Origin of the sequence: Geodermatophilus saharensis, assembly GCF_900188205.1 — a bacterium.
Lineage (GTDB): Bacteria > Actinomycetota > Actinomycetes > Mycobacteriales > Geodermatophilaceae > Geodermatophilus > Geodermatophilus saharensis.
In genome coordinates, this window is the sequence record NZ_FZOH01000001.1 from 278,117 (window position 1) to 299,342 (window position 21,226).

The following is a 21,226-nucleotide window of genomic DNA, read 5'->3' on the forward strand; positions in this document are numbered from 1 at the left end:
CTGAGTCAGCAATGGCTATCCGCAAGTACAAGCCGACGACGCCGGGCCGCCGCGGCTCCAGCGTCGCCGACTTCGCCGAGGTCACCCGCGACCATCCCGAGAAGTCGCTGGTCCGGCCGCTGCACGGCCGCGGTGGGCGCAACGTCCACGGGAAGGTGACCGCTCGCCACCAGGGCGGCGGCCACAAGCGCGCCTACCGCCTGATCGACTTCCGCCGGGCGGACAAGGACGGCGTGCCGGCCAAGGTCGCGCACATCGAGTACGACCCGAACCGCACCTCGCGGATCGCGCTCCTGCACTTCGCCGACGGCGAGAAGCGCTACATCATCGCGCCGGCGCGGCTCAAGCAGGGCGACACGGTGGAGTGCGGCCCCTCGGCCGACATCAAGCCCGGCAACAACCTGCCGCTGCGCAACATCCCGGTCGGCACGGTGGTGCACGCCATCGAGCTGCGTCCCGGTGGCGGCGCCAAGATCGCCCGCTCGGCCGGCACCAGCGTCCAGCTGGTCGCCCGTGAGGGCCGCTTCGCCCAGCTGCGCATGCCGTCGGGCGAGATCCGCAACGTCGACGTGCGCTGCCGGGCCACCGTCGGCGAGGTCGGCAACGCCGAGCAGTCGAACATCAACTGGGGCAAGGCCGGCCGCATGCGGTGGAAGGGCAAGCGCCCGACCGTCCGCGGTGTCGCCATGAACCCCGTGGACCACCCGCACGGTGGTGGTGAGGGCAAGACCTCCGGTGGTCGCCACCCGGTGAACCCGAAGGGCAAGCCCGAGGGCCGCACGCGCAAGCGCAAGGCCAGCGACGCCCTGATCGTGCGCCGTCGCCGCACCAACAAGAAGCGCTGAGCGGGTAGAGGAGTCCGACAGACATGCCACGCAGCCTGAAGAAGGGCCCGTTCGTCGACGACCACCTGCTCAAGAAGGTGGACGCACAGAACGAGAAGGGCACCAAGACGGTCATCCGGACCTGGTCGCGGCGCTCGACGATCATCCCGGACATGCTCGGCCACACCATCGCCGTGCACGACGGGCGCAAGCACGTGCCGGTGTTCGTGACCGAGGCGATGGTCGGGCACAAGCTCGGCGAGTTCGCCCCCACCCGGACCTTCCGGGGCCACGTGAAGGACGACCGCCGGTCCCGGCGGGGCTGAGCACGGTCCCGGGAGAGAGAGACACGAGATGACTTCCCAGCTGGGAGAGGAGACGCAGGTCGCGCGGGCCACCGCCCGCTTCGTCCGCGTCACCCCGATGAAGGCACGCCGGGTGGTGGACCTCATCCGCTACCTGCCCACCGACGAGGCCCTGGCGCTGCTGCGGTTCGCCCCGCAGTCCGCCAGCGAGCCGGTGGCCAAGGTCGTCGCCAGCGCCGTCGCCAACGCCGAGCACAACCTGCGGCTGGACCCGGCCGCGCTCGTCGTCAGCGCCGCGTTCGTCGACGAGGGCCCCACGCTCAAGCGGATCCGTCCGCGGGCGCAGGGCCGGGCCTACCGCATCAACAAGCGGACCAGCCACATCACCGTCGAGGTGAGCGAGGTCGGCTCCAGCGCCGAGCTCGCCGGCAAGTCCCGCACCGCCCGCCGCCGCACCGGCCAGTCCGGCCCCGCCGTGCAGCAGACCGGCCAGCAGCAGGGCACGCAGCAGCGCGCCAACACGAGGGGAGGGACCCGCTAGTGGGTCAGAAGGTCAACCCGCACGGGTTCCGCCTGGGCATCACCACCGACTACAAGTCCCGGTGGTACGCCGACAAGCTCTACAAGGACTACGTCAAGGAAGACGTGGCCATCCGCAAGCTCATGACCAAGGGCATGGAGCGCGCCGGCATCTCCAAGGTGGAGATCGAGCGCACCCGTGACCGGGTCCGCGTCGACATCCACACCGCCCGGCCGGGCATCGTCATCGGCCGCCGCGGCGCAGAGGCCGACCGCATCCGCGGCGAGCTGGAGAAGCTGACCGGCAAGCAGGTGCAGCTCAACATCCTCGAGGTCAAGAACCCCGAGGCCGACGCCCAGCTGGTGGCGCAGGCCGTGGCCGAGCAGCTGTCGAGCCGGGTGAGCTTCCGCCGCGCGATGCGCAAGGCCATGCAGTCGGCCCAGCGCAGCCCGCAGGTCAAGGGCATCCGGGTGCAGTGCTCCGGCCGCCTCGGCGGCACCGAGATGAGCCGGTCGGAGTTCTACCGCGAGGGGCGCGTGCCGCTGCACACCCTGCGCGCGAACATCGACTACGGCCTGTACGAGGCCCGCACCACCTTCGGCCGCATCGGCGTCAAGGTGTGGATCTACAAGGGCGACGTCAGCGGCTCGCGTGCCGAGCGGGAGGCCCTCGAGGCCCTGGCCGCGCGGCAGCAGCGCCGGGAGCGCCCGCAGCGCCCCCGCCGGTCGGGCTCCAGCGGCACGACCGCCGGTGGCACCGAGGCCGGCCGTGCCGCGGCCGAGTCCTCCGGGGCGCCGGCGACCGGCCCGGACACCGCCGACAGCACCGTGGCCGCGACCTCCGGTGAGGTCGCGCCCGAGACGACCGTCGCCGAGGTCGCGGGTCCCGAGGGCACCGCGGCGGCCGAGGCGACCGCCACCGACACCCAGACGGAGGGCTGACACGTGCTGATCCCCCGGCGCGTCAAGCACCGCAAGCAGCACCACCCCGACCGTTCCGGCCGGGCCAAGGGCGGCACGCAGATCAACTTCGGCGAGTACGCCATCCAGGCCCTCGAGCCGGCGTACGTCACCAACCGGCAGATCGAGTCGGCCCGTATCGCCATGACGCGGCACATCCGCCGTGGCGGCAAGGTGTGGATCTCGATCTACCCGGACCGTCCGCTCACCAAGAAGCCGGCCGAGACCCGCATGGGTTCCGGCAAGGGCTCGCCCGAGTGGTGGGTCGCCAACGTCAAGCCCGGCCGGGTGCTCTTCGAGCTCTCCGGCGTGGCCGAGCCGGTGGCCCGCGAGGCCATGCGCCGCGCCATCCACAAGCTGCCCATGAAGTGCCGCTTCATCACGCGTGAAGGAGAGGTGTGATGGCCGCCGGTCTGACCGCTCCGGAGCTGCGCGAGCTCTCGGCCGACGAGCTCGCCACGCGGCTGCGTGAGCACAAGGAAGAGCTGTTCAACCTGAGGTTCCAGGTGGCCACCGGCCAGCTGGACAACAACCGGCGGCTGCAGACCGTCCGCCGCGACATCGCCCGGATCTACACGATCATGCGCGAGCGCGAGCTGGGTCTCTCGGCCGCCCCGAACGAGGGTGTGGCATGAGCGAGCCCGACAACACCGCCGTCGCCAGCGGCCCCGGCCTGGCCGGCCGCGGGTACCGCAAGGTCCGCGAGGGCCTCGTGGTCAGCGACAAGATGGACAAGACCATCGTCGTCGAGGTCGAGGACCGCGTGAAGCACGGCCTCTACGGCAAGGTCATCCGCCGGACCAGCAAGCTGAAGGCCCACGACGAGCAGGGGGTCGCCGGCATCGGCGACCGCGTGCAGATCATGGAGACCCGGCCGCTGTCGGCCACCAAGCGGTGGCGGCTGGTCGAGGTCGTCGAGAAGGCCAAGTAGGAGGTCCGGGCGTCCCCGTCCTGTGACGGACGGCCCCTCGTGGGACGTCCGGGGACCGGGTACCCTGGACGACTGGCGCCCCTCCGGGTGAGCGCCACATCCCGGTACCCGTGTCGGACGCACCGGCAGCCATCCGCTGCCGGTGCGTCCGCACGTGGGAACCGGACAGCCGGTTCACCGTTCCGGCCCGGCTGTCACCACCGAGATTGGGAGTAGCACGTGATCCAGCAGGAGTCGCGGCTGCGAGTCGCCGACAACACGGGTGCGAAGGAGATCCTCTGCATCCGGGTGCTCGGCGGCTCCGGGCGACGCTACGCGGGCATCGGTGACGTCATCGTGGCGACGGTCAAGGACGCGCTGCCGGGTGCCGGCGTCAAGCGCGGCGACGTCGTCAAGGCCGTCGTGGTCCGCACCGCCAAGGAGCGTCGGCGTCCCGACGGCTCCTACATCCGCTTCGACGAGAACGCCGCGGTGATCATCCGCGACAGCGGCGACCCGCGCGGCACCCGCATCTTCGGCCCCGTGGGCCGCGAGCTGCGCGACAAGCGCTTCATGCGGATCATCTCGCTGGCCCCGGAGGTGCTCTGACCATGGCCGCCACCAAGAAGACCGACACCAAGAAGAAGGCCCCGTCCATGAAGGTCAAGAAGGGCGACACGGTCGTCGTCCTGGCCGGCAAGGACAAGGGCGCGCGGGGCCGGGTGATCGCCGCCTACCCCCAGCTGCAGAAGGTCCTCGTCGAGGGCGTCGGCCGCATCAAGAAGCACACCCGCATCAGCTCCAACCAGCGGGGCGCCCAGCAGGGCGGGATCGTGACCCAGGAGGCTCCCATCCACGTGAGCAACGTGATGGTGATCGACTCCGAGGGGACGCCGACCCGGGTCGGCCACCGCAAGGACGAGGACGGCCGCACCATCCGGGTGTCGCGGCGGACCGGTAAGGACCTCTGACGATGACTGCACCCACCCGCGAGCTCCCGCGCCTGCTGGCGCACTACCGCGAGTCGATCGTGCCGGCCCTCCAGCAGGAGTTCGGCTACGGCAACGTCATGCAGATCCCGCGGCTGACGAAGATCGTCGTCAACATGGGCGTCGGCGAGGCCACCCGCGACGCCAAGCTCATGGACGGCGCGGTGCGCGACCTGACCGCCATCACCGGCCAGCGGCCGGCCGTGGTCCGCGCCCGCAAGTCGATCGCCCAGTTCAAGCTGCGCGAGGGCATGCCCATCGGCGCCAAGGTCACCCTCCGCGGCGACCGCATGTGGGAGTTCCTCGACCGGCTCCTGGCGCTGGCCCTGCCCCGCATCCGCGACTTCCGTGGCCTGAACGCCAAGCAGTTCGACGGGCACGGCAACTACACCTTCGGTCTGACCGAGCAGTCGATGTTCCGCGAGATCGACGTCGACAAGATCGACCGTCCGCGCGGCATGGACATCACGCTGGTCACCACCGCGACCAACGACGAGGAGGGTCGCGAGCTGCTGCGCCTCCTGGGCTTCCCGTTCGCCGGCCAGCCCGTCGTCACCACCATCCGCTGAGCCGGGCCGAGGAGACAGACAGATGGCCAAGAAGGCGCTGATCAACAAGGCGGCCCGCAAGCCCAAGTTCGCGGTCCGCGGTTACACCCGCTGCCAGCGGTGCGGTCGTCCGCACTCGGTCTTCCGCAAGTTCGGCCTGTGCCGGATCTGCCTGCGGGAGATGGCCCACGCCGGCGAGCTGCCGGGTGTGAGCAAGTCCAGCTGGTGAAGTCGAAGGACCCCGTCCAGAGGCTCACCCCTCGCGAGCTCGGGGTGAGCCTCTGGACGGGGCCGACGATGGCCTGACAGCGGGCCGTTCCAGCACCGCACCACCCACTGATCGCCGAGAGGCCCACGCGAGGGACGCGTGCGGAACCGCGGCGAGAGAGGCACGACACCCATGACGATGACCGACCCGATCGCGGACATGCTCACGCGGCTGCGCAACGCGAACACGGCCTACCACGACTCGGCGCGCATGCCGTCGTCGAAGCTCAAGACGCACATCGCCGAGATCCTCCAGCAGGAGGGCTACATCGCCGGCTGGCGCGTCGACGAGGTCGAGCAGGACGGCGCCACCCGCAAGGAGCTGGTGGTCGACCTGAAGTACGGCCCCAACCGCGAGCGCAGCATCGCCGGCGTGCGCCGGGTGTCCAAGCCGGGCCTGCGGGTCTACGCGAAGTCGAACGCCCTGCCGAAGGTGCTCGGCGGCCTCGGGGTGGCCATCATCTCCACCTCCACCGGGCTGCTGACCGACCGGCAGGCGACCAAGAAGGGCGTGGGCGGGGAAGTCCTCGCCTACGTCTGGTAAGAGGAGCGAGCGAGATGTCACGGATCGGACGACTGCCGATTCCGGTGCCGAGCGGCGTGGACGTCGCCATCGACGGGCAGACGGTCAACGTCACGGGCCCCAAGGGCACCCTGTCCCACACCGTCGCCGCGCCGATCACCGTCGCCCGCGGCGAGGACGGCGTCCTGGCCGTCACGCGCCCCGACGACCAGCGCGAGAGCAAGGCCCTGCACGGCCTGTCCCGCACCCTGATCGCCAACATGATCACCGGCGTCACCGAGGGCTACACCAAGACCCTCGAGATCGTCGGCGTGGGCTACCGCGTGCAGGCCCGGGGGGCCGACCTCGAGTTCGCCCTCGGCTACAGCCACCCGGTCCCCGTGCGGGCGCCGGAGGGCATCAGCTTCACGGTCGAGTCGCCCACGCGCCTGCGCGTCACCGGCATCGACAAGCAGCAGGTCGGCCAGGTGGCCGCCAACATCCGCAAGCTGCGCCGGCCTGACCCGTACAAGGGCAAGGGCGTCCGCTACCAGGGCGAGGTCGTCAAGCGCAAGGTCGGGAAGACGGGTAAGTGATGGCACAGACCAGTTCACAGAGCGGGGCGAAGGTGGCCCGGGTGCACGCGCCCGTCGGCACCGACATCAGCACGCGCCGCCGCGTCTCGCGGCTGCGCCGCCACAACCGGCTGCGCAAGCGGGTCGGCGGCACCGCCGAGCGTCCGCGCATGGTGGTCAACCGCAGCTCGCGGCACATCCACGTGCAGGTCGTCGACGACACCGTCGGCCGTACCCTGGTGAGTGCCTCGACGCTGGACGCCAGCCTGCGCAGCGCCGAGGGCGACAAGTCCGCCCTGGCCCGCCGGGTCGGCGCCCTGGTCGCCGAGCGCGCCCAGGCCGCGGGCATCACCAAGGTCGTCTTCGACCGCGGCGGCAACCGCTACCAGGGCCGCATCGCCGCGCTCGCCGACGGTGCACGTGAGGGCGGGCTGGACTTCTGATGAGCAGCCTGACCCGGAAGGCGGCCGGTGACCCGGCCGACGAGCAGATCGAGAGGGACGTCTGATGCCAGGACCACAGCGACGCGGCGGCGGCGCCGGCGGCGGCAACGACCGCCGCGACCGTCGTGACGGCGGGCGGGGGCCCGGCGGCGCACCCGCCGAGAAGAGCAACTACATCGAGCGCGTGGTGGCCATCAACCGCGTCTCGAAGGTCGTCAAGGGCGGCCGGCGCTTCAGCTTCACCGCGCTGGTGATCGTCGGAGACGGCGACGGCACCGTGGGTGTCGGCTACGGCAAGGCCAAGGAGGTGCCCGCGGCGATCGCCAAGGGCGTCGAGGAGGCCAAGAAGCACTTCTACAAGGTGCCGCGGATCGCCAGCACCATCCCGCACCCCGTGCAGGGTGAGGCGGCGGCCGGCGTCGTGCTGCTCAAGCCGGCCAGCCCCGGTACCGGCGTCATCGCCGGTGGCCCGGTGCGCGCCGTCCTGGAGTGCGCCGGCATCCACGACGTGCTCTCCAAGAGCCTCGGCTCGTCGAACCCGATCAACATCGTGCACGCCACCATGCAGGCGCTGAAGGACCTCGTCCGCCCCGAGGAGATCGCCGCCCGTCGCGGGCTGCCCCTCGAGGACGTCGCCCCGGCCGCCATGCTGCGGGCGCGTGCGGGCCAGGGGGTCTGACATGGCGCAGCTGAAGGTCACCCAGGTCCGGTCGGCGATCGGCACGAAGCCCAACCAGCGGCAGACGCTGCGCTCCCTGGGCCTCAAGCGGATCAACGACACGGTCGTGCAGGAGGACCGTCCCGAGATCCGCGGGATGGTCGCCGCGGTGACGCACCTCGTCGCCGTCGAAGAGATCTGAGCAGGGACCCCTCATGACCATCAAGATCCACCACCTGCGTCCGGCCCCGGGCGCCCACACCCCCAAGACGCGCGTCGGCCGTGGTGAGGGCTCCAAGGGCAAGACCGCCGGTCGCGGCACCAAGGGCACCGGCGCGCGCGGCAACACCTCCGCGCGCTTCGAGGGCGGCCAGACGCCGCTGCACATGCGGCTGCCCAAGATGTCCGGCTTCAAGAACCCGAACAAGGTCGTGTTCCAGGTCGTCAACCTCGACCGGATCGCCGCCCTGTTCCCCCAGGGCGGGCACGTCGACCCCGACACGCTCGCCGACGCCGGCGCGGTCCGCCGCGGCCAGCCGGTGAAGGTCCTCGGCACCGGTGACCTGGGCGGCGTCCAGGTCACCGTGCACGCGCACGGCTTCTCCGCCTCCGCCGCGGAGAAGATCGCCGCCGCCGGGGGCAGCACCACCCGCATCTGAACGACGGACGACCCCCGGGGCCGCACCACCAGCCCCGGGGGTCGTCTGCTGTTCCCCGCCCGTCCCCCCGACGGGCCGGCCGCCGCCTCGCTGCAGCGCCCCCGCCGCGGACTCCCGCGTGGTGGGGCGCAGGGCGGTCCTCCGTCGTTGCTAACCTCGTCCGACCGATAAGGGGAGGGCACGTGCTGCAGGCGTTCGCCGCGGCGTTCCGGACGCCAGACCTCCGGCGAAAGTTGCTGTTCTCCCTGGCGATCATCGCCGTGTACCGGCTCGGTGCCGCCGTCCCGGGACCCGGGGTCTCGGTGGAGGCGATCAACAGCTGTCTCGAGCAGGCGCAGGCCGGCAGTCAGCGCGACGTCTACTCGCTGGTGAACCTGTTCTCCGGTGGGGCGCTGCTGCGGCTGTCGATCTTCGCGCTCGGGATCATGCCGTACATCACCGCCAGCATCATCGTGCAGCTGCTGGTGGTGGTCATCCCGCGGTTCGAGCAGCTGAAGAAGGAAGGGCAGTCGGGACAGCAGAAGCTGACCCAGTACACCCGCTACCTCACGATCGCCCTGGCGGTGCTGCAGAGCACCGGCATCATCGCGCTGGCCCGCAGCGGCCAGCTGTTCCCGGGCTGCCAGCAGGAGATCATCCCGTCGGAGAGCATCTGGACGACGGTCGTCCTGGTGATCGCGCTGACCGCCGGCACCGCCGTCATCATGTGGCTCGGCGAGCTGCTGACCGAGAAGGGGATCGGCAACGGCATGTCCGTGCTGATCTTCACGTCGATCGCGGCGCGCATCCCGGCCGAGGGCGGCTCGATCCTGCAGACCCGCGGCGGCGTCGTCTTCGCCGTCGTCTGCGCGTTCGCCCTGCTGATCATCGGCGCGGTCGTCTACGTCGAACAGGCGCAACGGCGCATCCCGGTCCAGTACGCCAAGCGCATGGTCGGCCGCCGGATGTACGGCGGGACGTCGACCTACCTGCCGCTGAAGGTCAACCAGGCCGGCGTCATCCCGGTCATCTTCGCCTCGTCGCTGCTCTACCTGCCGCAGCTGATCACCCAGCTGCAGGGTGACGAGACCGGCCCGGTGCGCCAGTTCTTCGAGAACTACGTCATCGACCAGAGCAACGCGGTGCACGTGGCCCTGTACTTCGGCCTGATCGTGTTCTTCACGTACTTCTACGTGTCGATCACCTTCAACCCCGAGGAGCGGGCCGACGACATGAAGCGCTACGGCGGCTTCATCCCCGGCATCCGCCCCGGCCGGCCCACGGCCGAGTACCTGCAGTACGTGCTGTCCCGGATCACCCTGCCCGGGTCGATCTACCTCGGTATCGTCGCGGTGCTGCCCAACTTCTTCCTGTCGATCACCCAGCAGGGGGCCAACCAGAACTTCCCGTTCGGCGGGACGGCAGTGCTGATCATGGTGGGAGTGGGCTTGGAGACGGTCAAGCAGATCGAGACGCAGCTCAACCAGCGCAACTACGAAGGGTTCCTGAAGTAGTGCGCATCGTGCTGCTCGGCCCCCCGGGAGCCGGCAAGGGGACCCAGGCGCAGATCATCGCCGGCGAGCTCGGCGTGCCGGCGATCTCCACCGGGGACATCTTCCGCGCCAACGTCAGCGGCCAGACCGAGCTGGGGCTCGAGGCCAAGGTCTACATGGACGCCGGCGACCTCGTCCCCGACGAGATCACCGTCGCGATGGTCAAGGACCGGCTGGCCGAGCCCGACGCCAAGGCCGGGTTCCTGCTCGACGGCTTCCCCCGCACCATCGCCCAGGCCGAGCAGCTCCGCGGTTCGCTCGACGAGCTCGGCCACCACCTCGACCGCGTCGTCGAGCTCGTCGTCGAGGAGGAGGAGCTGGTCCGCCGGCTCTCCGGGCGGCGGATGCTGGTCGGCGGGGAGTGGGTGCAGCGCGACGACGACCGGCCCGAGACCGTCCGGCACCGGCTGGAGGTCTACCGGGAACAGACCGCACCGCTGTCGGGGTTCTACGACGGCGAGGGGCTGCTGTCGCGCATCGACGCGATCGGCACCGTCGAGGAGGTCACCGCGCGCGTGCTGACCGCCCTCGGGCAGCCCGGACGGTCTGACCACAGCTGAGGGGCGGCGCCGCGCATGTCGGCCGGGATCCTGACCCGCCTCCCGCTGCTGGCGAAGTGGAGTGGACGCATGATCCAGATCAAGACGCCGCAGGAGATCGAGCTGATGCGCGGCGCCGGCCTCGTCGTCGCGAGGGCGATCGGCGCCGTGCGCGCCGCCGTCCGGCCGGGCGTGACCACCGGTGAGCTCGACGCCATCGCCGAGGACGCCATCCGGTCGGCCGGGGCGGTCCCGTCGTTCCTGGGCTACCACGGGTTCACCGGCAGCATCTGCGCCTCGATCAACGACGAGGTCGTGCACGGCATCCCCGACCCGCAGCGGGTCCTCGCCGAGGGCGACAACATCTCCATCGACTGCGGCGCCATCCTCGACGGCTGGCACGGCGACTCCGCCGTCACCGTGACGGTCGGCCCGCCGTCGGCCGAGGACGCCGCGCTCATCGCCGTCACCGAGCGGAGCATGTGGGCGGGCCTGGCCCGGGCGGTCGCCGGCGGCCGGCTCACCGACATCAGCGCCGCCGTCGAGCAGGCGATCACCGCGGAGTCGCACCCCTACGGCATCGTCGACCACTACGGCGGCCACGGGATCGGCACCGAGATGCACCAGGACCCGCACGTCCTCAACTACGGCCGGCCCGGCCGCGGCCCCCGGCTGGTGCCCGGGCTCGCGCTGGCCATCGAGCCGATGGTGACCGTGGGCGACCCCGCGACCGTCGAGCTCGACGACGGCTGGACCGTGGTGACCAAGGACGGGTCGCGGGCCGCGCACTTCGAGCACACCGTCGCCATCACTCCCGAGGGACCCTGGGTCCTGACGGCGGAGGACGGCGGCGTCGCCGGGCTGTCCCCCTTCGGGATCACCCCCCGCACGTGACGGGGACGGGCCCTGGCCCGGGTCCGTCGTGTGACGAGGGCCGGGTTGGAGCGGTCCGTCGCAGCGGGGTACAGTGAACGACGGCGTTCGCGCCGCTCTGTCGTCGTGCTGTGGCCGCACGGCGCGGGGCGCCCTCGCGAGAGCGCCTGCACCACCTGGTCTGCAACCACCGCGCGCGACCTGCCGGCCCCGGCGTGGTCGCACGCGACTCCAGCACCACACCACCAGCACCACCGAGTCAGGGAGGCCGTGTCGGGCATGGCGAAGAAGGACGGGGCCATCGAGGTCGAGGGTCGCGTCGTCGAGCCGCTGCCCAACGCGATGTTCCGGGTCGAGCTGCAGAACGGGCACCGGGTGCTCGCCCACATCAGCGGCAAGATGCGCCAGCACTACATCCGCATCCTGCCGGAGGACCGCGTCGTCGTGGAGCTCTCGCCCTACGACCTGACACGCGGTCGCATCGTCTACCGCTACAAGTGACCGCCGCCGACGCGGGGCACCTCCCGGTGCCGTGCGGGCGGCCATCGATCGACAGGAATGAGGGGCGGCACAGGTGAAGGTCCAGCCGTCGGTGAAGAAGATCTGCGACAAGTGCAAGGTGATCCGCCGGCACGGCCGGGTCATGGTCATCTGCGACAACGCCCGCCACAAGCAGCGGCAGGGCTGAGGGAGTACCTGAGACATGGCACGACTGGCCGGCGTCGACCTGCCCCGCGAGAAGCGGATGGAGATCGCGCTCACCTACATCTACGGGATCGGCAAGGCGCACGCCAAGGAGACCCTGGCGGCGACCGGCGTCAGCCCGGACCTGCGCGTCAAGGACCTCGGCGACGAGGACCTGCTGAAGCTGCGCGACTACATCGACGAGCACTTCCGCGTCGAGGGTGACCTCCGCCGCGAGGTGGCCGCGGACATCCGCCGCAAGATCGAGATCGGCGCCTACCAGGGTCTGCGGCACCGCCGCGGCCTGCCGGTGCACGGTCAGCGCACCCGCACCAACGCGCGCTCGAGCAAGGGCCCGCGCAAGACCATCGCCGGCAAGAAGAAGGCCGGCAAGAAGTAAGGCCGTCAGCGCGCCGTCGCAGCGACCCGTGAGGGCGGGAGCGACGGCGCGCGACGTGCTGCACCTGGCCACTGATCAGAAGGAAACCGGAGAGAGATGCCTCCCAGGGCTCGTGCCGCGGCCGGCGCCAAGAAGGTCCGCCGCAAGGAGAAGAAGAACGTCGCCCACGGCGCCGCGCACATCAAGAGCACGTTCAACAACACGATCGTGTCGATCACCGACCCGACCGGCAACGTGATCAGCTGGGCCTCCGCCGGCCACGTCGGCTTCAAGGGCTCGCGCAAGTCGACGCCCTTCGCCGCCCAGATGGCCGCAGAGAACGCCGCGCGCAAGGCCCAGGAGCACGGCATGCGCAAGGTCGACGTCTTCGTGAAGGGCCCCGGCTCCGGCCGTGAGACGGCGATCCGCTCGCTGCAGGCCACCGGCCTCGAGGTCGGCCAGATCCAGGACGTGACCCCGCAGCCGCACAACGGCTGCCGCCCCAAGAAGCGCCGCCGGGTCTGACCGGCCACTGACGAGACGAACGAGGAGTACCTGACGTGGCCCGTTACGCCGGAGCCGACTGCCGGATGTGCCGGCGCGAGAAGATGAAGCTGTTCCTCAAGGGCAGCAAGTGCGAGTCCCCGAAGTGCCCGATCGAGATCCGGCCCTACCCGCCGGGCGAGCACGGCCGGGGCCGCAGCAAGGACAGCGAGTACCTCCTGCAGCTGCGCGAGAAGCAGAAGGCCCGCCGCATCTACGGCGTCCTCGAGAAGCAGTTCCGCGGCTACTACGAGGAGGCCAACCGCAAGACGGGCAAGACCGGTGAGGTCCTGCTGCAGATCCTCGAGTCCCGCCTGGACAACGTCGTGTACCGGGCCGGCTGGGGCGAGAGCCGCGACATGGCCCGCCAGCTGGTCAAGCACGGCCACATCCGGGTCAACGGCCGCAAGGTCGACATCCCGTCCTACCGGGTCAGCGCGAACGACATCATCGAGGTCGCCGAGAAGTCGCGGCGGATGGTGCCCTTCGAGATCGCCCAGGCCCGTGCCGGCGAGCGGCCCGTGCCGCCGTGGCTAGAGGTCATCAGCGGGCAGCTGCGCGCCGTCGTCCACAGCGTCCCGGCCCGCCAGGTGATCGACACCCCGGTCCAGGAGCAGCTGATCGTCGAGCTCTACTCCAAGTAGGGGCTCGCAGCACCACAGCACCACCCGCACGACAGCACCACCCCGGCCCCGGCGGGCGGACCGATGTCCGCCGGGGCCTGCACCACCCCCCTCACGGCGTCATATGGCGGGCGCCGGAGGACCCGGAGGAGAACACCACCATGCTCATCGCACAGCGCCCCACGCTGACCGAGGAGACCCTCACCGAGCAGCGCTCGCGGTTCGTCATCGAGCCGCTGGAGCCCGGCTTCGGCTACACCCTCGGCAACTCCCTGCGCCGCACCCTCCTGTCGTCGATCCCCGGTGCTGCCGTGACCAGCATCCGGATCGAGGGCACCCTGCACGAGTTCACGACCGTGCCCGGGGTCAAGGAGGACGTCACCGAGATCATCCTCAACCTCAAGGGCCTGGTCGTCAGCTCCGACTCCGACGAGCCGGTCACCATGTACCTGCGCAAGCAGGGCCCCGGTGAGGTCACCGCCGCCGACATCGCGCCCCCGGCCGGTGTCGAGGTGCACAACCCCGAGCTGCACATCGCCACCCTCAACGGCAAGGGCCGGCTGGAGATCGAGCTGGTCGTCGAGCGCGGCCGCGGCTACGTGCCCGCCCCGCAGAACAAGCAGCCCGGCCAGGAGATCGGCCGCATCCCGGTCGACTCCATCTACTCGCCGGTCCTCAAGGTCACCTACGCCGTCGAGGCCACCCGCGTCGAGCAGCGCACCGACTTCGACCGGCTCGTCGTCGACGTCGAGACCAAGCCGTCGATCGCCCCGCGCGACGCCATCGCCTCCGCCGGCTCCACGCTGGTCGAGCTGTTCGGCCTGCTGCGCGAGCTGAACGTCGACGCCGAGGGCATCGAGGTCGGCCCGAGCCCGGCCGAGGCCGCCGACATCGCCAACTTCTCGATGCCGATCGAGGACATGGACCTCACCGTCCGGTCCTACAACTGCCTCAAGCGCGAGGGCGTGCACACCGTCGGCGAGCTGGTCACCCGCTCCGAGGCCGACCTGCTCGACATCCGCAACTTCGGGGCCAAGTCGATCGACGAGGTCAAGATGAAGCTGGCGGCCATGGGCCTCGCGCTCAAGGACAGCCCGCCCGGGTTCATCCCGACCTCCGTCGAGAGCTACGACGAGGGCTACGAGACCGACGCCTACCACGGCACCGGCGAGTACGGCACCGAGTACGGGCAGGTCCAGTACGACGACGGCTCCTACCAGGAGACCGAGCAGCTCTGACGCTGCACCGGCCGGGCGGTGGGGTACTCCACCGCCCGGCCGTGGGCTCCCCGGTCACCACACCGGACCCCGCCACACCGAGCACGAACGCACAGCACCACCTGGACGCAGCCGGCAGCGCCCGCCCGGCCGCCTGAGGAAGGACCGACATGCCCACCCCCACCAAGGGCCCCCGTCTCGGCGGGTCCCCCTCGCACGAGCGGCTGATGCTGGCCAACCTGGCCACCTCGCTGTTCGAGCACGGGCGGATCACCACCACCGAGGCCAAGGCCAAGCGGCTGCGTCCGTTCGCCGAGAAGCTGGTGACCTTCGCCAAGCGCGGTGACCTGCACGCGCGCCGTCAGGTCATGACGGTCATCCGGGACAAGGACGTCGTCCACCACCTGTTCGCCGAGATCGGCCCCCGCTTCGAGAACCGGCCGGGTGGCTACACCCGCATCACCAAGGTCGGCCCGCGCAAGGGCGACAACGCGCCCATGGCCGTCATCGAGCTGGTCGAGGCCCTGACCGTGGCGCAGCAGGCCGTCGGCGAGGCCGAGCGCGCCCGCGGCACCCGCTTCGCCTCCGGTGCCGGCGCGGCCGCCGCCTCCGGTGAGGTCACCGCCGACGCCATCGAGGCCGCCGACACCGACGCCACCGACGCCGCCCCCGCGGATGACCTCGCCGTCGCCGACGAGGTCGCGGCGACCGAGGCCGCCGAGGCCGACGCCACGACCGTCGAGGTCGACGCCACCGACGCCGACGCCACCGACGCCGACGCCACCGACGCCGACGCCACCGACGCCGACGCCACCGAGGCCGTGGCTGCCGACGCCGAGACCCCGGGCGACACCGAGACCCCGGGTGGCAGCGCGGCCCCCGGCGGCACCCGGTGACCAGCGCGGAGCGCCCCGGCGAGGGCGGCAACGCCGGCGCCGTCGGCGTCCCCGCCAGCGGCGGTGACCAGGGCGCGACGTTCACCGGCGAGACCACCGGCCCCGGCGGCGACACCTCGCCGGCCGTGACCGCCGGCGACGTCGACCCCGAGGCCCAGCAGGTCGTCACCGACGTGTTCAGCCCCGACGGCGACCGCCAGGACGACAGCGACGTCCGGCCCGAGCCGCAGCGGGAGAACGCCGCGGTCGTCGACGACCCCACGCTGTCGCCCGACGTCGCCCGCGCGGCCGCCGCGGAGATCGAGGCCGCCGAGCTGGGCGACGCGGCCACCTCCGGCACGCTCGCCCCGGGCGGCGAGTCCGCGCCCGACCCCCGGTGAGCGCTCGCTGAGCAGCCAGCACCTCCCGGACGAGCCCGCCACCGACACCGGTGGCGGGCTCGTCCGTCTCCGCCTCGACCTCGCCTACGACGGCACCGGCTTCTCCGGCTGGGCCCGCCAGCCCGGGCGGCGCACCGTGCAGGCCGAGCTCGAGGGCGGCCTGACGACCGTGCTGCGGACGCCGGTGCACCTGACCGTCGCCGGCCGCACCGACACCGGCGTGCACGCGACCGGGCAGGTGGCCCACGCCGACGTGCCGCAGGACGCGTGGGCCGCGCAGGGCGGACGGCTGGTCCGCCGGTTGCGGGGCGTCCTGCCGCCCGACGTCGCCGTCCGCGCCGTCACCGAGGCGCCGCCGGGCTTCGACGCCCGCTTCGCCGCGCTGGCCCGGCACTACGCCTACCGCCTCACCGACGCCGACGGCGGCCCGTCGCCGCTGCGCCGGGCCGACACGGTGGGCTGGCCGCGCCGGCTCGACGCCGGCGCCATGGACGCGGCCGCCGCGCTGCTGCTCGGCCGGCACGACTTCGCCGCCTTCTGCCGCCGTCGCGAGGGCGCGACCACCATCCGCACGCTGCTGGCGCTGGGCGTGGCCCGCGACGGCGACGTGGTGACCGTCGAGGCCTCCGCCGACGCGTTCTGCCACTCGATGGTGCGCAGCCTCGTGGGAGCGCTGCTGGCCGTCGGTGAGGGCCGCCGCGAGCCCGGCTGGCCGGCCGCCCTGCTGACCCGCGCCAGGCGCGCCGACGAGGTCGCCGTCGCCCCGCCCGGCGGGCTGACGCTGCTGCGCGTCGACTACCCGGCCGACGCCGACCTCGCGGCCCGCGTGCAGGTCACCCGCGCGCTGCGCAGCTGAGTCCCGGGCCGCCGGGTTCCGCGCAGCCGGGTCACGGCAGGGCCGCGACGGCCTCCTCGATCGGCGTCGAGCCACCGACGAGCTCGACGACCTCGTCGGTCTTCCCGGCGTCGAGCAGCGCCACCAGGACGGCGGCGACGTCGTCGCGCGGGACGTCACCGGGCTCGACGCCGTGGTCGAGGGTGACCCGCCCGGTGCCGGGGTCGTCGGTGAGCCGGCCCGGCCGCAGGATCACCGTGTCCAGCGCGGTGCGCGGCAGGATCACGTCCTCGGCGCGCAGCTTGGCCTGCAGGTAGGTGGCGAAGACGGGGTCCATGCCCCTCGGGGTCCCCTGCCGGGCCTGCTCGACGCCCATCGAGGACACCAGCAGGTAGCGGCGGACGCCGGCGCGCTCGGCGGCGTCGGCGAGGAGCACCGCGGCGGCGTGGTCGACGGTGTGCTTGCGCGCCGCGCCACTGCCCGGGCCGGCGCCCGCGGCGAAGACGACGGCGTCGGCTCCCCGGACCGCCTCGGCGACCTCGTCGACCGAGGCGGACTCCAGGTCGATGACGGCCGGGGTCACGCCGTCGGACTCCAGGTCGGCGGCGTGCTCGGGGTTGCGGACGATCCCGACCACGGTGTCCCCGCGGCCGCTCAGCAGCCGGCCGAGGCGGCGGGCGACCTGTCCGTGGGCACCGGCGATGGCGACGCGCATGGCGCCGTCCTATCACCCTCCGGCGGGCGCGGTCACCCCCAGCCCAGTTCGCCGGCGGCCGCGCGGGCGCGGGCGAGGTCGGCGGGGGTGTCGCAGTCGGTCCACGGCGGCGGCGTGCCGGGCCGCCGGCCGGGCCGGTGGCGGGTGACCGACAGGGCGGCCACCACCCGGCGCACCGGCACGGGACCCCGCGCGCCGGCCAGGGCGCGCCGCAGCGCCGCCGTCCGCCAGACGCCCAGCAGGTACTGGTCGCGGCCGGCGTCGTCGGCGACGAGGACGCCGTCGCCGGCGAGCAGCCCGCGCAGCTCCCGGACCAGCTCGGGGGTGACGAAGGGCAGGTCGCCGGCGAGGACCGCGACCACGTCGGTGTCGACGGCGGCCACGCCGGTGCGCATCGCGGCGACCGGGCCCCCGCCGGGCGGCTGCTCGCGCACCACGACGACCCCGTCGGGCACCGGCTGCGGCGGGCCGACGACGACGCGCGGGCCGGCGTCGGCGACGGCGTCGAGGACCGCGGCCAGCATCGTGCGGCCGCCGACCTGCAGCTGCGGCTTGGCCCGCCCGCCGAGCCGGGCCGCGCGGCCGCCGGCGAGCACCACCGCCGCGTAGGGCGGGAGCGGGTCCGGCGCGGTCACGGACCGACCGTAGGGGCCGGGCGTGGGTACCGTCGCTGTTCGTGGGACGAGTCACCAGCCGCACTCCCGTGTTGCGCATCCGGGGCCCCGTGCGCACCACCCGGCCCGACACGGTGGCCGCGGAGGAGCCGCTGGAGATCCGGCTGGACGGCGCGCCGCTGGCGGTCACCATGCGCACGCCCGGCGCCGACTTCGACCTGGTGCACGGTTTCCTCGCCACCGAGGGGGTCATCGGCGGGGTCGAGGACGTCGCCGGGCTGCGCTACTGCAACTCCGTCGACGACGAGGGCCGCAACACCTACAACGTCGTCGACGTCGACCTGGCCGCCGGCGTGCAGCCCCCGGTCACCGCGCTGGACCGCAACTTCCTCACCTCGAGCTCGTGCGGCGTCTGCGGCAAGGCGAGCATCGACGCGATCCGCACCCGCACCCGCCACGACGTCGCCGCCGACGCCACCCGGCTGGAGCTGGCGACCCTGCTGGCGATGCCCGACCGGCTGCGCGCGGCCCAGGAGGTCTTCAGCAGGACCGGCGGGCTGCACGCCGCCGGGCTGTTCACCGCCGACGGCGAGCTGGTGGCGCTGCGCGAGGACGTCGGGCGGCACAACGCGGTGGACAAGGTGGTCGGTGACGCGGTGCGCGCGGGCCGGCTGCCGCTGTCCGGTCACGTGCTGATGGTCAGCGGGCGGGCGAGCTTCGAGCTGACCCAGAAGGCGGCGATAGCCGGGATCCCGGTGCTGGCCGCGGTGTCGGCGCCGTCGTCGCTGGCGGTGGAGCTGGCCGCCGACGTCGGCATCACGCTGGTCGGCTTCCTGCGCGGCGACGGCTGCAACGTCTACACCCGCCCGGAGCGCCTCCTCCTGCCCGACGGGGCATAGGAAGCTCTCCGCACGTCTCCGAGCCCAGGACGTGGGGAGAGCTTCCTAGGCCTGGTGGTCGCCGCCGCGCAGCTGGGACACCACGTGGGGGAGGAGCGGCCCCAGCACCGCCAGCCCGTCGCGCACGCCGCCGGTCGAGCCGGGCAGGTTCACGACCAGCGTCCGCCCCGCGGTGCCGGCGACGCCGCGGGAGAGCACCGACGTCGGCACCTTCCCCTCCCCGTACCGGCGGACCGCCTCGGCCAGCCCCGGCGCGTCCCGCTCGAGCACCGCGCGGGTCGCCTCGGGCGTGACGTCGGTGGGGGACAGCCCGGTGCCGCCGGTGGTGAGGACGACGTCGGCCCCGGACGCGACCGCCTCGCGCAGGACGCCGACGAGCGCGTCGACGTCGTCGGGGCGCACGTGCGGCCCCTCGACGGTGAAGCCGAGCGCGCGCAGCCCCTCGGCCAGCACCTGCCCGCTGCGGTCGTCGTACACGCCGGCCGAGGCCCGGTTGGACGCGGTGACGACGACGGCCCGCGCGCCGTCGGGGAGGGTCACCGCCGCCACTCCCCGCTCTTGCCGCCGGACTTGGCCAGCAGCCGCACGTCGGTGATCGCCGCCCGCGGGTCCACGGCCTTGACCATGTCGATCACCGTGAGCCCGGCGACGGCGACCGAGGTCAGCGCCTCCATCTCCACGCCGGTGCGGTCGGCGGTGCGCGCGGTCGCGGTGATCTCGACGGCGTCGTCGGCGACGGTGACGTCCACCGTGACGCCGTGCAGCGCGATGGGGTGGCACAGCGGGACGAGGTCCGGCGTCCGCTTGGCCCCGGCGATGCCGGCGATCCGCGCGACGGCCACGGCGTCGCCCTTGGGCACGCCCTCCCCGCGCAGCAGCGCCACCACCTCGGGGCTGACCAGCACCCGCCCGGCGGCGGTCGCCTCGCGGGCGGTGACGGGCTTGGCGGAGACGTCGACCATGCGGGCGGCACCGGTCTCGTCGACGTGCGTCAGCCGGTCGCTCACTGCAGCGCTCCTTCGATCAGGACGACGTCGACCGGAGCGCCCGCGGGCAGCTCGGTGACGTCCTCGGGGACGACGACCAGGCAGTTGGCCCGGGCGAGGTGGGCGACCAGGTGCGAGCCGGGCCCGCCCACCTGGGAGACGCGGCCGGCGTCGTAGCGGCCCCGCAGGAACTGCCGCCGCCCGGCGGGGGAGCGCAGCGGCGCGGTGAGCTCCGCGGGCGCCCGCAGCCGGCCGGGGGCGGCGTGGCCGAGCGCCCGGCGGAGGGCCGGGCGGACGAAGACCTCGAAGGACACGAACGAGCTCACCGGGTTGCCCGGCAGCGTCACCACCGGGACGCCGTCGACGGTGCCCGCGCCCTGCGGGCCCCCGGGCTGCATGGCCACCTTGACGAACTCGACGGTGCCCAGCGTGCGGAAGGCGTCCTTGACCACCTCGTAGGCGCCGGCGCTCACCCCGCCGCTGGTGACCAGCAGGTCGGCGTCGGCCAGCTCGGCGCGCACGGTGGCGAGGAACTGGTCGACGTCGTCGGGGACGAAGTGCAGTCGCCGCGCGGTGCCGCCGGCGTCCTCGACCGCGGCGCACAACAGCAGCGAGTTGGACTCGTAGACCTGCCCGGGCAGCAGGGGCTCGCCCGGCTCCACCAGCTCGCTGCCGGTGGACAGCACCAGCACCCGCGGGCGGCGGCGCACCCACAGCGTCCGCGCCCCGACGGCGGCGGCCAGGCCGAGCTGCGCGGCCCCGAGCGGGCTCCCGGCCTCCAGCGCCACGGTGCCGGCGGTGATGTCCTCCCCGGCCCGGCGCAGGTGGGTGCCGGCAGTGGGCGCGTCGCGGATCTCGACGACGTCGGTGGCGGCGTCGGTCAGCTCGACGGGCACCACGACGTCGGCGCCCGGCGGCAGCAGTCCGCCGGTCATGATCCGCTGCACGGTGCCCGGGGCGAGCGGGAGCACACCGGTGCGGCCGGCCGGGATGTCGTCGGCGACGGGCAGCCGCACGGGGAGGGCCGCGACATCCGCGGACCGGGCGGCGTAGCCGTCCATCGCCGAGTTGTCGAACCCGGGCAGCGGGACGGCGGCGGGCACGTCGCGGGCGAGCACGCGCCGGTGCGCCGCGGCCACCGGCACCTCTTCCTCGCCGAGGGGCGCGAGCAGGGCGGCCACCACCGCCTGGTGTTCCTCGACCGTGCGCACCCGGTCATCCTGGCCGATGGCCGCGGACCCGGCTGGCGGGCCCGTCGGCCCGGGCCGCGTGTGCCCGCCGGTGGCGGGCATAGGAAGCTCTCCCCGGGTCCGCGCGCCGGAAGACGCGCGGAGAGCTTCCTGTGCCTGCAC

The 21,226-nt window shown here is 72.9% G+C and carries 35 protein-coding genes; 30 read left to right on the forward strand and 5 right to left on the reverse strand.

What is annotated here, in order from left to right; all coding sequences use genetic code 11:
- Window positions 1–11 precede the first annotated feature (11 nt).
- From rplB to truA, 29 genes are all read left to right on the forward strand, one after another.
- Window positions 12–845: a 50S ribosomal protein L2 gene (gene rplB, locus CHC04_RS01335; RefSeq protein WP_089402108.1), complete on the forward strand. Its 834-nt coding sequence runs from the start codon at window positions 12–14 to the stop codon at window positions 843–845.
- 23 nt (window positions 846–868) lie between these two features.
- Entirely contained in the window at window positions 869–1,150 is a 282-nt protein-coding gene (gene rpsS, locus CHC04_RS01340; protein WP_089402109.1) for a 30S ribosomal protein S19, read from the forward strand.
- A 28-nt stretch (window positions 1,151–1,178) separates the two neighbouring features.
- Window positions 1,179–1,670, forward strand: a complete 492-nt coding sequence (gene rplV, locus CHC04_RS01345) for a 50S ribosomal protein L22 (protein ID WP_089402110.1) — start codon at window positions 1,179–1,181, stop codon at window positions 1,668–1,670.
- Complete coding sequence (gene rpsC, locus CHC04_RS01350) at window positions 1,670–2,590, forward strand: 30S ribosomal protein S3 (protein WP_089402111.1); 921 nt, start codon at window positions 1,670–1,672, stop codon at window positions 2,588–2,590. Before rplV ends, rpsC begins: the two co-directional genes overlap by 1 nt.
- 3 nt (window positions 2,591–2,593) lie before the next feature.
- Complete coding sequence (gene rplP, locus CHC04_RS01355; RefSeq protein WP_089402112.1) at window positions 2,594–3,010, forward strand: 50S ribosomal protein L16; 417 nt, start codon at window positions 2,594–2,596, stop codon at window positions 3,008–3,010.
- Window positions 3,010–3,243 carry a 50S ribosomal protein L29 gene (rpmC, locus tag CHC04_RS01360; RefSeq protein WP_073421354.1) on the forward strand — a complete coding sequence of 78 codons (234 nt, stop codon included), beginning with the start codon at window positions 3,010–3,012 and terminating at the stop codon, window positions 3,241–3,243. Before rplP ends, rpmC begins: the two co-directional genes overlap by 1 nt.
- Window positions 3,240–3,539 carry a 30S ribosomal protein S17 gene (rpsQ, locus tag CHC04_RS01365; RefSeq protein ID WP_089402113.1) on the forward strand — a complete coding sequence of 100 codons (300 nt, stop codon included), beginning with the start codon at window positions 3,240–3,242 and terminating at the stop codon, window positions 3,537–3,539. Before rpmC ends, rpsQ begins: the two co-directional genes overlap by 4 nt.
- 219 nt (window positions 3,540–3,758) lie before the next feature.
- Window positions 3,759–4,127, forward strand: coding sequence for a 50S ribosomal protein L14 (rplN, locus tag CHC04_RS01370; protein ID WP_072919076.1), 369 nt, complete (start codon window positions 3,759–3,761; stop codon window positions 4,125–4,127).
- Window positions 4,128–4,129: 2 nt separating this feature from the next.
- Window positions 4,130–4,489 carry a 50S ribosomal protein L24 gene (gene rplX, locus CHC04_RS01375; protein WP_425432444.1) on the forward strand — a complete coding sequence of 120 codons (360 nt, stop codon included), beginning with the start codon at window positions 4,130–4,132 and terminating at the stop codon, window positions 4,487–4,489.
- A 2-nt stretch (window positions 4,490–4,491) separates the two neighbouring features.
- The gene (rplE, locus tag CHC04_RS01380) at window positions 4,492–5,076 is read left to right on the forward strand and encodes a 50S ribosomal protein L5 (protein ID WP_176449790.1); all 585 of its coding nucleotides are present in this window, start codon (window positions 4,492–4,494) and stop codon (window positions 5,074–5,076) included.
- Between the two features lie 22 nt (window positions 5,077–5,098).
- Entirely contained in the window at window positions 5,099–5,284 is a 186-nt protein-coding gene (locus CHC04_RS01385) for a type Z 30S ribosomal protein S14 (protein WP_012950469.1), read from the forward strand.
- A gap of 177 nt (window positions 5,285–5,461) precedes the next feature.
- Window positions 5,462–5,866: a 30S ribosomal protein S8 gene (gene rpsH, locus CHC04_RS01390; RefSeq protein ID WP_425432445.1), complete on the forward strand. Its 405-nt coding sequence runs from the start codon at window positions 5,462–5,464 to the stop codon at window positions 5,864–5,866.
- Between the two features lie 14 nt (window positions 5,867–5,880).
- Window positions 5,881–6,420: a 50S ribosomal protein L6 gene (rplF, locus tag CHC04_RS01395; RefSeq protein WP_089402116.1), complete on the forward strand. Its 540-nt coding sequence runs from the start codon at window positions 5,881–5,883 to the stop codon at window positions 6,418–6,420.
- Between the two features lie 41 nt (window positions 6,421–6,461).
- Complete coding sequence (rplR, locus tag CHC04_RS01400; RefSeq protein WP_217897122.1) at window positions 6,462–6,842, forward strand: 50S ribosomal protein L18; 381 nt, start codon at window positions 6,462–6,464, stop codon at window positions 6,840–6,842.
- A gap of 64 nt (window positions 6,843–6,906) precedes the next feature.
- Window positions 6,907–7,521: a 30S ribosomal protein S5 gene (gene rpsE, locus CHC04_RS01405; RefSeq protein ID WP_026857030.1), complete on the forward strand. Its 615-nt coding sequence runs from the start codon at window positions 6,907–6,909 to the stop codon at window positions 7,519–7,521.
- Between the two features lies 1 nt (window position 7,522).
- A complete protein-coding gene (rpmD, locus tag CHC04_RS01410) occupies window positions 7,523–7,702 on the forward strand; it encodes a 50S ribosomal protein L30 (RefSeq protein WP_089402117.1) in 180 nt (59 codons plus the stop codon).
- A 13-nt stretch (window positions 7,703–7,715) separates the two neighbouring features.
- Window positions 7,716–8,159, forward strand: a complete 444-nt coding sequence (rplO, locus tag CHC04_RS01415; RefSeq protein WP_089402118.1) for a 50S ribosomal protein L15 — start codon at window positions 7,716–7,718, stop codon at window positions 8,157–8,159.
- Window positions 8,160–8,341: 182 nt separating this feature from the next.
- Window positions 8,342–9,652 (forward strand): preprotein translocase subunit SecY, encoded by a 1,311-nt coding sequence (gene secY / locus CHC04_RS01420; protein ID WP_089402119.1) that lies wholly within the window; start codon window positions 8,342–8,344, stop codon window positions 9,650–9,652.
- The gene (locus CHC04_RS01425) at window positions 9,652–10,251 is read left to right on the forward strand and encodes an adenylate kinase (RefSeq protein WP_089402120.1); all 600 of its coding nucleotides are present in this window, start codon (window positions 9,652–9,654) and stop codon (window positions 10,249–10,251) included. The genes secY and CHC04_RS01425 overlap by 1 nt, the downstream gene beginning before the upstream one ends.
- A gap of 69 nt (window positions 10,252–10,320) precedes the next feature.
- The gene (gene map / locus CHC04_RS01430; RefSeq protein WP_089402603.1) at window positions 10,321–11,124 is read left to right on the forward strand and encodes a type I methionyl aminopeptidase; all 804 of its coding nucleotides are present in this window, start codon (window positions 10,321–10,323) and stop codon (window positions 11,122–11,124) included.
- 258 nt (window positions 11,125–11,382) lie between these two features.
- Window positions 11,383–11,604 carry a translation initiation factor IF-1 gene (gene infA, locus CHC04_RS01435; RefSeq protein WP_012950459.1) on the forward strand — a complete coding sequence of 74 codons (222 nt, stop codon included), beginning with the start codon at window positions 11,383–11,385 and terminating at the stop codon, window positions 11,602–11,604.
- A 73-nt stretch (window positions 11,605–11,677) separates the two neighbouring features.
- Window positions 11,678–11,791 carry a 50S ribosomal protein L36 gene (rpmJ, locus tag CHC04_RS01440; RefSeq protein ID WP_012950458.1) on the forward strand — a complete coding sequence of 38 codons (114 nt, stop codon included), beginning with the start codon at window positions 11,678–11,680 and terminating at the stop codon, window positions 11,789–11,791.
- Window positions 11,792–11,806: 15 nt separating this feature from the next.
- On the forward strand, window positions 11,807–12,187 hold the full coding sequence (gene rpsM / locus CHC04_RS01445; RefSeq protein WP_089402121.1) for a 30S ribosomal protein S13: 381 nt from the start codon (window positions 11,807–11,809) through the stop codon (window positions 12,185–12,187).
- 96 nt (window positions 12,188–12,283) lie between these two features.
- Window positions 12,284–12,691, forward strand: coding sequence for a 30S ribosomal protein S11 (gene rpsK, locus CHC04_RS01450; protein WP_012950456.1), 408 nt, complete (start codon window positions 12,284–12,286; stop codon window positions 12,689–12,691).
- 35 nt (window positions 12,692–12,726) lie between these two features.
- Window positions 12,727–13,353 (forward strand): 30S ribosomal protein S4, encoded by a 627-nt coding sequence (gene rpsD / locus CHC04_RS01455; RefSeq protein ID WP_089402122.1) that lies wholly within the window; start codon window positions 12,727–12,729, stop codon window positions 13,351–13,353.
- Between the two features lie 140 nt (window positions 13,354–13,493).
- Entirely contained in the window at window positions 13,494–14,570 is a 1,077-nt protein-coding gene (locus tag CHC04_RS01460; RefSeq protein WP_089402123.1) for a DNA-directed RNA polymerase subunit alpha, read from the forward strand.
- A gap of 149 nt (window positions 14,571–14,719) precedes the next feature.
- On the forward strand, window positions 14,720–15,445 hold the full coding sequence (rplQ, locus tag CHC04_RS25410; RefSeq protein ID WP_089402124.1) for a 50S ribosomal protein L17: 726 nt from the start codon (window positions 14,720–14,722) through the stop codon (window positions 15,443–15,445).
- Window positions 15,442–15,825, forward strand: a complete 384-nt coding sequence (locus CHC04_RS01470) for a hypothetical protein (protein WP_089402125.1) — start codon at window positions 15,442–15,444, stop codon at window positions 15,823–15,825. The genes rplQ and CHC04_RS01470 overlap by 4 nt, the downstream gene beginning before the upstream one ends.
- A 7-nt stretch (window positions 15,826–15,832) precedes the next feature.
- Window positions 15,833–16,681 (forward strand): tRNA pseudouridine(38-40) synthase TruA, encoded by an 849-nt coding sequence (gene truA, locus CHC04_RS01475; protein WP_089402126.1) that lies wholly within the window; start codon window positions 15,833–15,835, stop codon window positions 16,679–16,681.
- A gap of 31 nt (window positions 16,682–16,712) precedes the next feature.
- Here the strand turns inward: truA and CHC04_RS01480 are convergent, their stop codons facing one another.
- Window positions 16,713–17,375 carry an SDR family oxidoreductase gene (locus tag CHC04_RS01480; protein WP_089402127.1) on the reverse strand — a complete coding sequence of 221 codons (663 nt, stop codon included), beginning with the start codon at window positions 17,373–17,375 and terminating at the stop codon, window positions 16,713–16,715.
- Between the two features lie 32 nt (window positions 17,376–17,407).
- Entirely contained in the window at window positions 17,408–18,010 is a 603-nt protein-coding gene (gene mobA, locus CHC04_RS01485; protein ID WP_089402128.1) for a molybdenum cofactor guanylyltransferase, read from the reverse strand.
- 41 nt (window positions 18,011–18,051) lie between these two features.
- Between mobA and fdhD the strand changes: the two genes are divergently transcribed.
- Entirely contained in the window at window positions 18,052–18,888 is an 837-nt protein-coding gene (fdhD, locus tag CHC04_RS01490; RefSeq protein ID WP_089402129.1) for a formate dehydrogenase accessory sulfurtransferase FdhD, read from the forward strand.
- Window positions 18,889–18,933: 45 nt separating this feature from the next.
- Here fdhD and CHC04_RS01495 read toward each other — a convergent pair whose 3' ends face one another.
- The 3 genes from CHC04_RS01495 to moeA are packed head-to-tail and all read right to left on the reverse strand — an operon-like array spanning window position 18,934 to window position 21,085.
- Window positions 18,934–19,428 (reverse strand): MogA/MoaB family molybdenum cofactor biosynthesis protein, encoded by a 495-nt coding sequence (locus CHC04_RS01495; RefSeq protein WP_217897123.1) that lies wholly within the window; start codon window positions 19,426–19,428, stop codon window positions 18,934–18,936.
- The gene (gene moaC / locus CHC04_RS01500; protein ID WP_089402131.1) at window positions 19,425–19,895 is read right to left on the reverse strand and encodes a cyclic pyranopterin monophosphate synthase MoaC; all 471 of its coding nucleotides are present in this window, start codon (window positions 19,893–19,895) and stop codon (window positions 19,425–19,427) included. The genes CHC04_RS01495 and moaC overlap by 4 nt, the downstream gene beginning before the upstream one ends.
- Window positions 19,892–21,085, reverse strand: coding sequence for a molybdopterin molybdotransferase MoeA (gene moeA / locus CHC04_RS01505; RefSeq protein ID WP_089402132.1), 1,194 nt, complete (start codon window positions 21,083–21,085; stop codon window positions 19,892–19,894). The genes moaC and moeA overlap by 4 nt, the downstream gene beginning before the upstream one ends.
- Window positions 21,086–21,226 lie beyond the last annotated feature (141 nt).

Excerpts from the sequence above, each read along its gene's own strand:
- infA (WP_012950459.1), top strand. The coding sequence starts at position 11,383 with ATGGCGAAGAAGGACGGGGCCATCGAGGTCGAGGGTCGCGTCGTCGAG.
- rpsS (WP_089402109.1), top strand. The coding sequence starts at position 869 with ATGCCACGCAGCCTGAAGAAGGGCCCGTTCGTCGACGACCACCTGCTC.
- rpsH (WP_425432445.1), top strand. The coding sequence starts at position 5,462 with ATGACCGACCCGATCGCGGACATGCTCACGCGGCTGCGCAACGCGAAC.
- rpmC (WP_073421354.1), top strand. The coding sequence starts at position 3,010 with ATGGCCGCCGGTCTGACCGCTCCGGAGCTGCGCGAGCTCTCGGCCGAC.
- rplE (WP_176449790.1), top strand. The coding sequence starts at position 4,492 with ATGACTGCACCCACCCGCGAGCTCCCGCGCCTGCTGGCGCACTACCGC.
- rplV (WP_089402110.1), top strand. The coding sequence starts at position 1,179 with ATGACTTCCCAGCTGGGAGAGGAGACGCAGGTCGCGCGGGCCACCGCC.
- CHC04_RS01385 (WP_012950469.1), top strand. The coding sequence starts at position 5,099 with ATGGCCAAGAAGGCGCTGATCAACAAGGCGGCCCGCAAGCCCAAGTTC.
- rplB (WP_089402108.1), top strand. The coding sequence starts at position 12 with ATGGCTATCCGCAAGTACAAGCCGACGACGCCGGGCCGCCGCGGCTCC.
- rpmD (WP_089402117.1), top strand. The coding sequence starts at position 7,523 with ATGGCGCAGCTGAAGGTCACCCAGGTCCGGTCGGCGATCGGCACGAAG.
- rplQ (WP_089402124.1), top strand. The coding sequence starts at position 14,720 with ATGCCCACCCCCACCAAGGGCCCCCGTCTCGGCGGGTCCCCCTCGCAC.
- rpsM (WP_089402121.1), top strand. The coding sequence starts at position 11,807 with ATGGCACGACTGGCCGGCGTCGACCTGCCCCGCGAGAAGCGGATGGAG.
- rpsQ (WP_089402113.1), top strand. The coding sequence starts at position 3,240 with ATGAGCGAGCCCGACAACACCGCCGTCGCCAGCGGCCCCGGCCTGGCC.
- map (WP_089402603.1), top strand. The coding sequence starts at position 10,321 with ATGATCCAGATCAAGACGCCGCAGGAGATCGAGCTGATGCGCGGCGCC.
- rplF (WP_089402116.1), top strand. The coding sequence starts at position 5,881 with ATGTCACGGATCGGACGACTGCCGATTCCGGTGCCGAGCGGCGTGGAC.
- CHC04_RS01460 (WP_089402123.1), top strand. The coding sequence starts at position 13,494 with ATGCTCATCGCACAGCGCCCCACGCTGACCGAGGAGACCCTCACCGAG.
- rpsK (WP_012950456.1), top strand. The coding sequence starts at position 12,284 with ATGCCTCCCAGGGCTCGTGCCGCGGCCGGCGCCAAGAAGGTCCGCCGC.
- rpsE (WP_026857030.1), top strand. The coding sequence starts at position 6,907 with ATGCCAGGACCACAGCGACGCGGCGGCGGCGCCGGCGGCGGCAACGAC.
- rplX (WP_425432444.1), top strand. The coding sequence starts at position 4,130 with ATGGCCGCCACCAAGAAGACCGACACCAAGAAGAAGGCCCCGTCCATG.
- rplO (WP_089402118.1), top strand. The coding sequence starts at position 7,716 with ATGACCATCAAGATCCACCACCTGCGTCCGGCCCCGGGCGCCCACACC.
- CHC04_RS01480 (WP_089402127.1), bottom strand. The coding sequence starts at position 17,375 with ATGCGCGTCGCCATCGCCGGTGCCCACGGACAGGTCGCCCGCCGCCTC.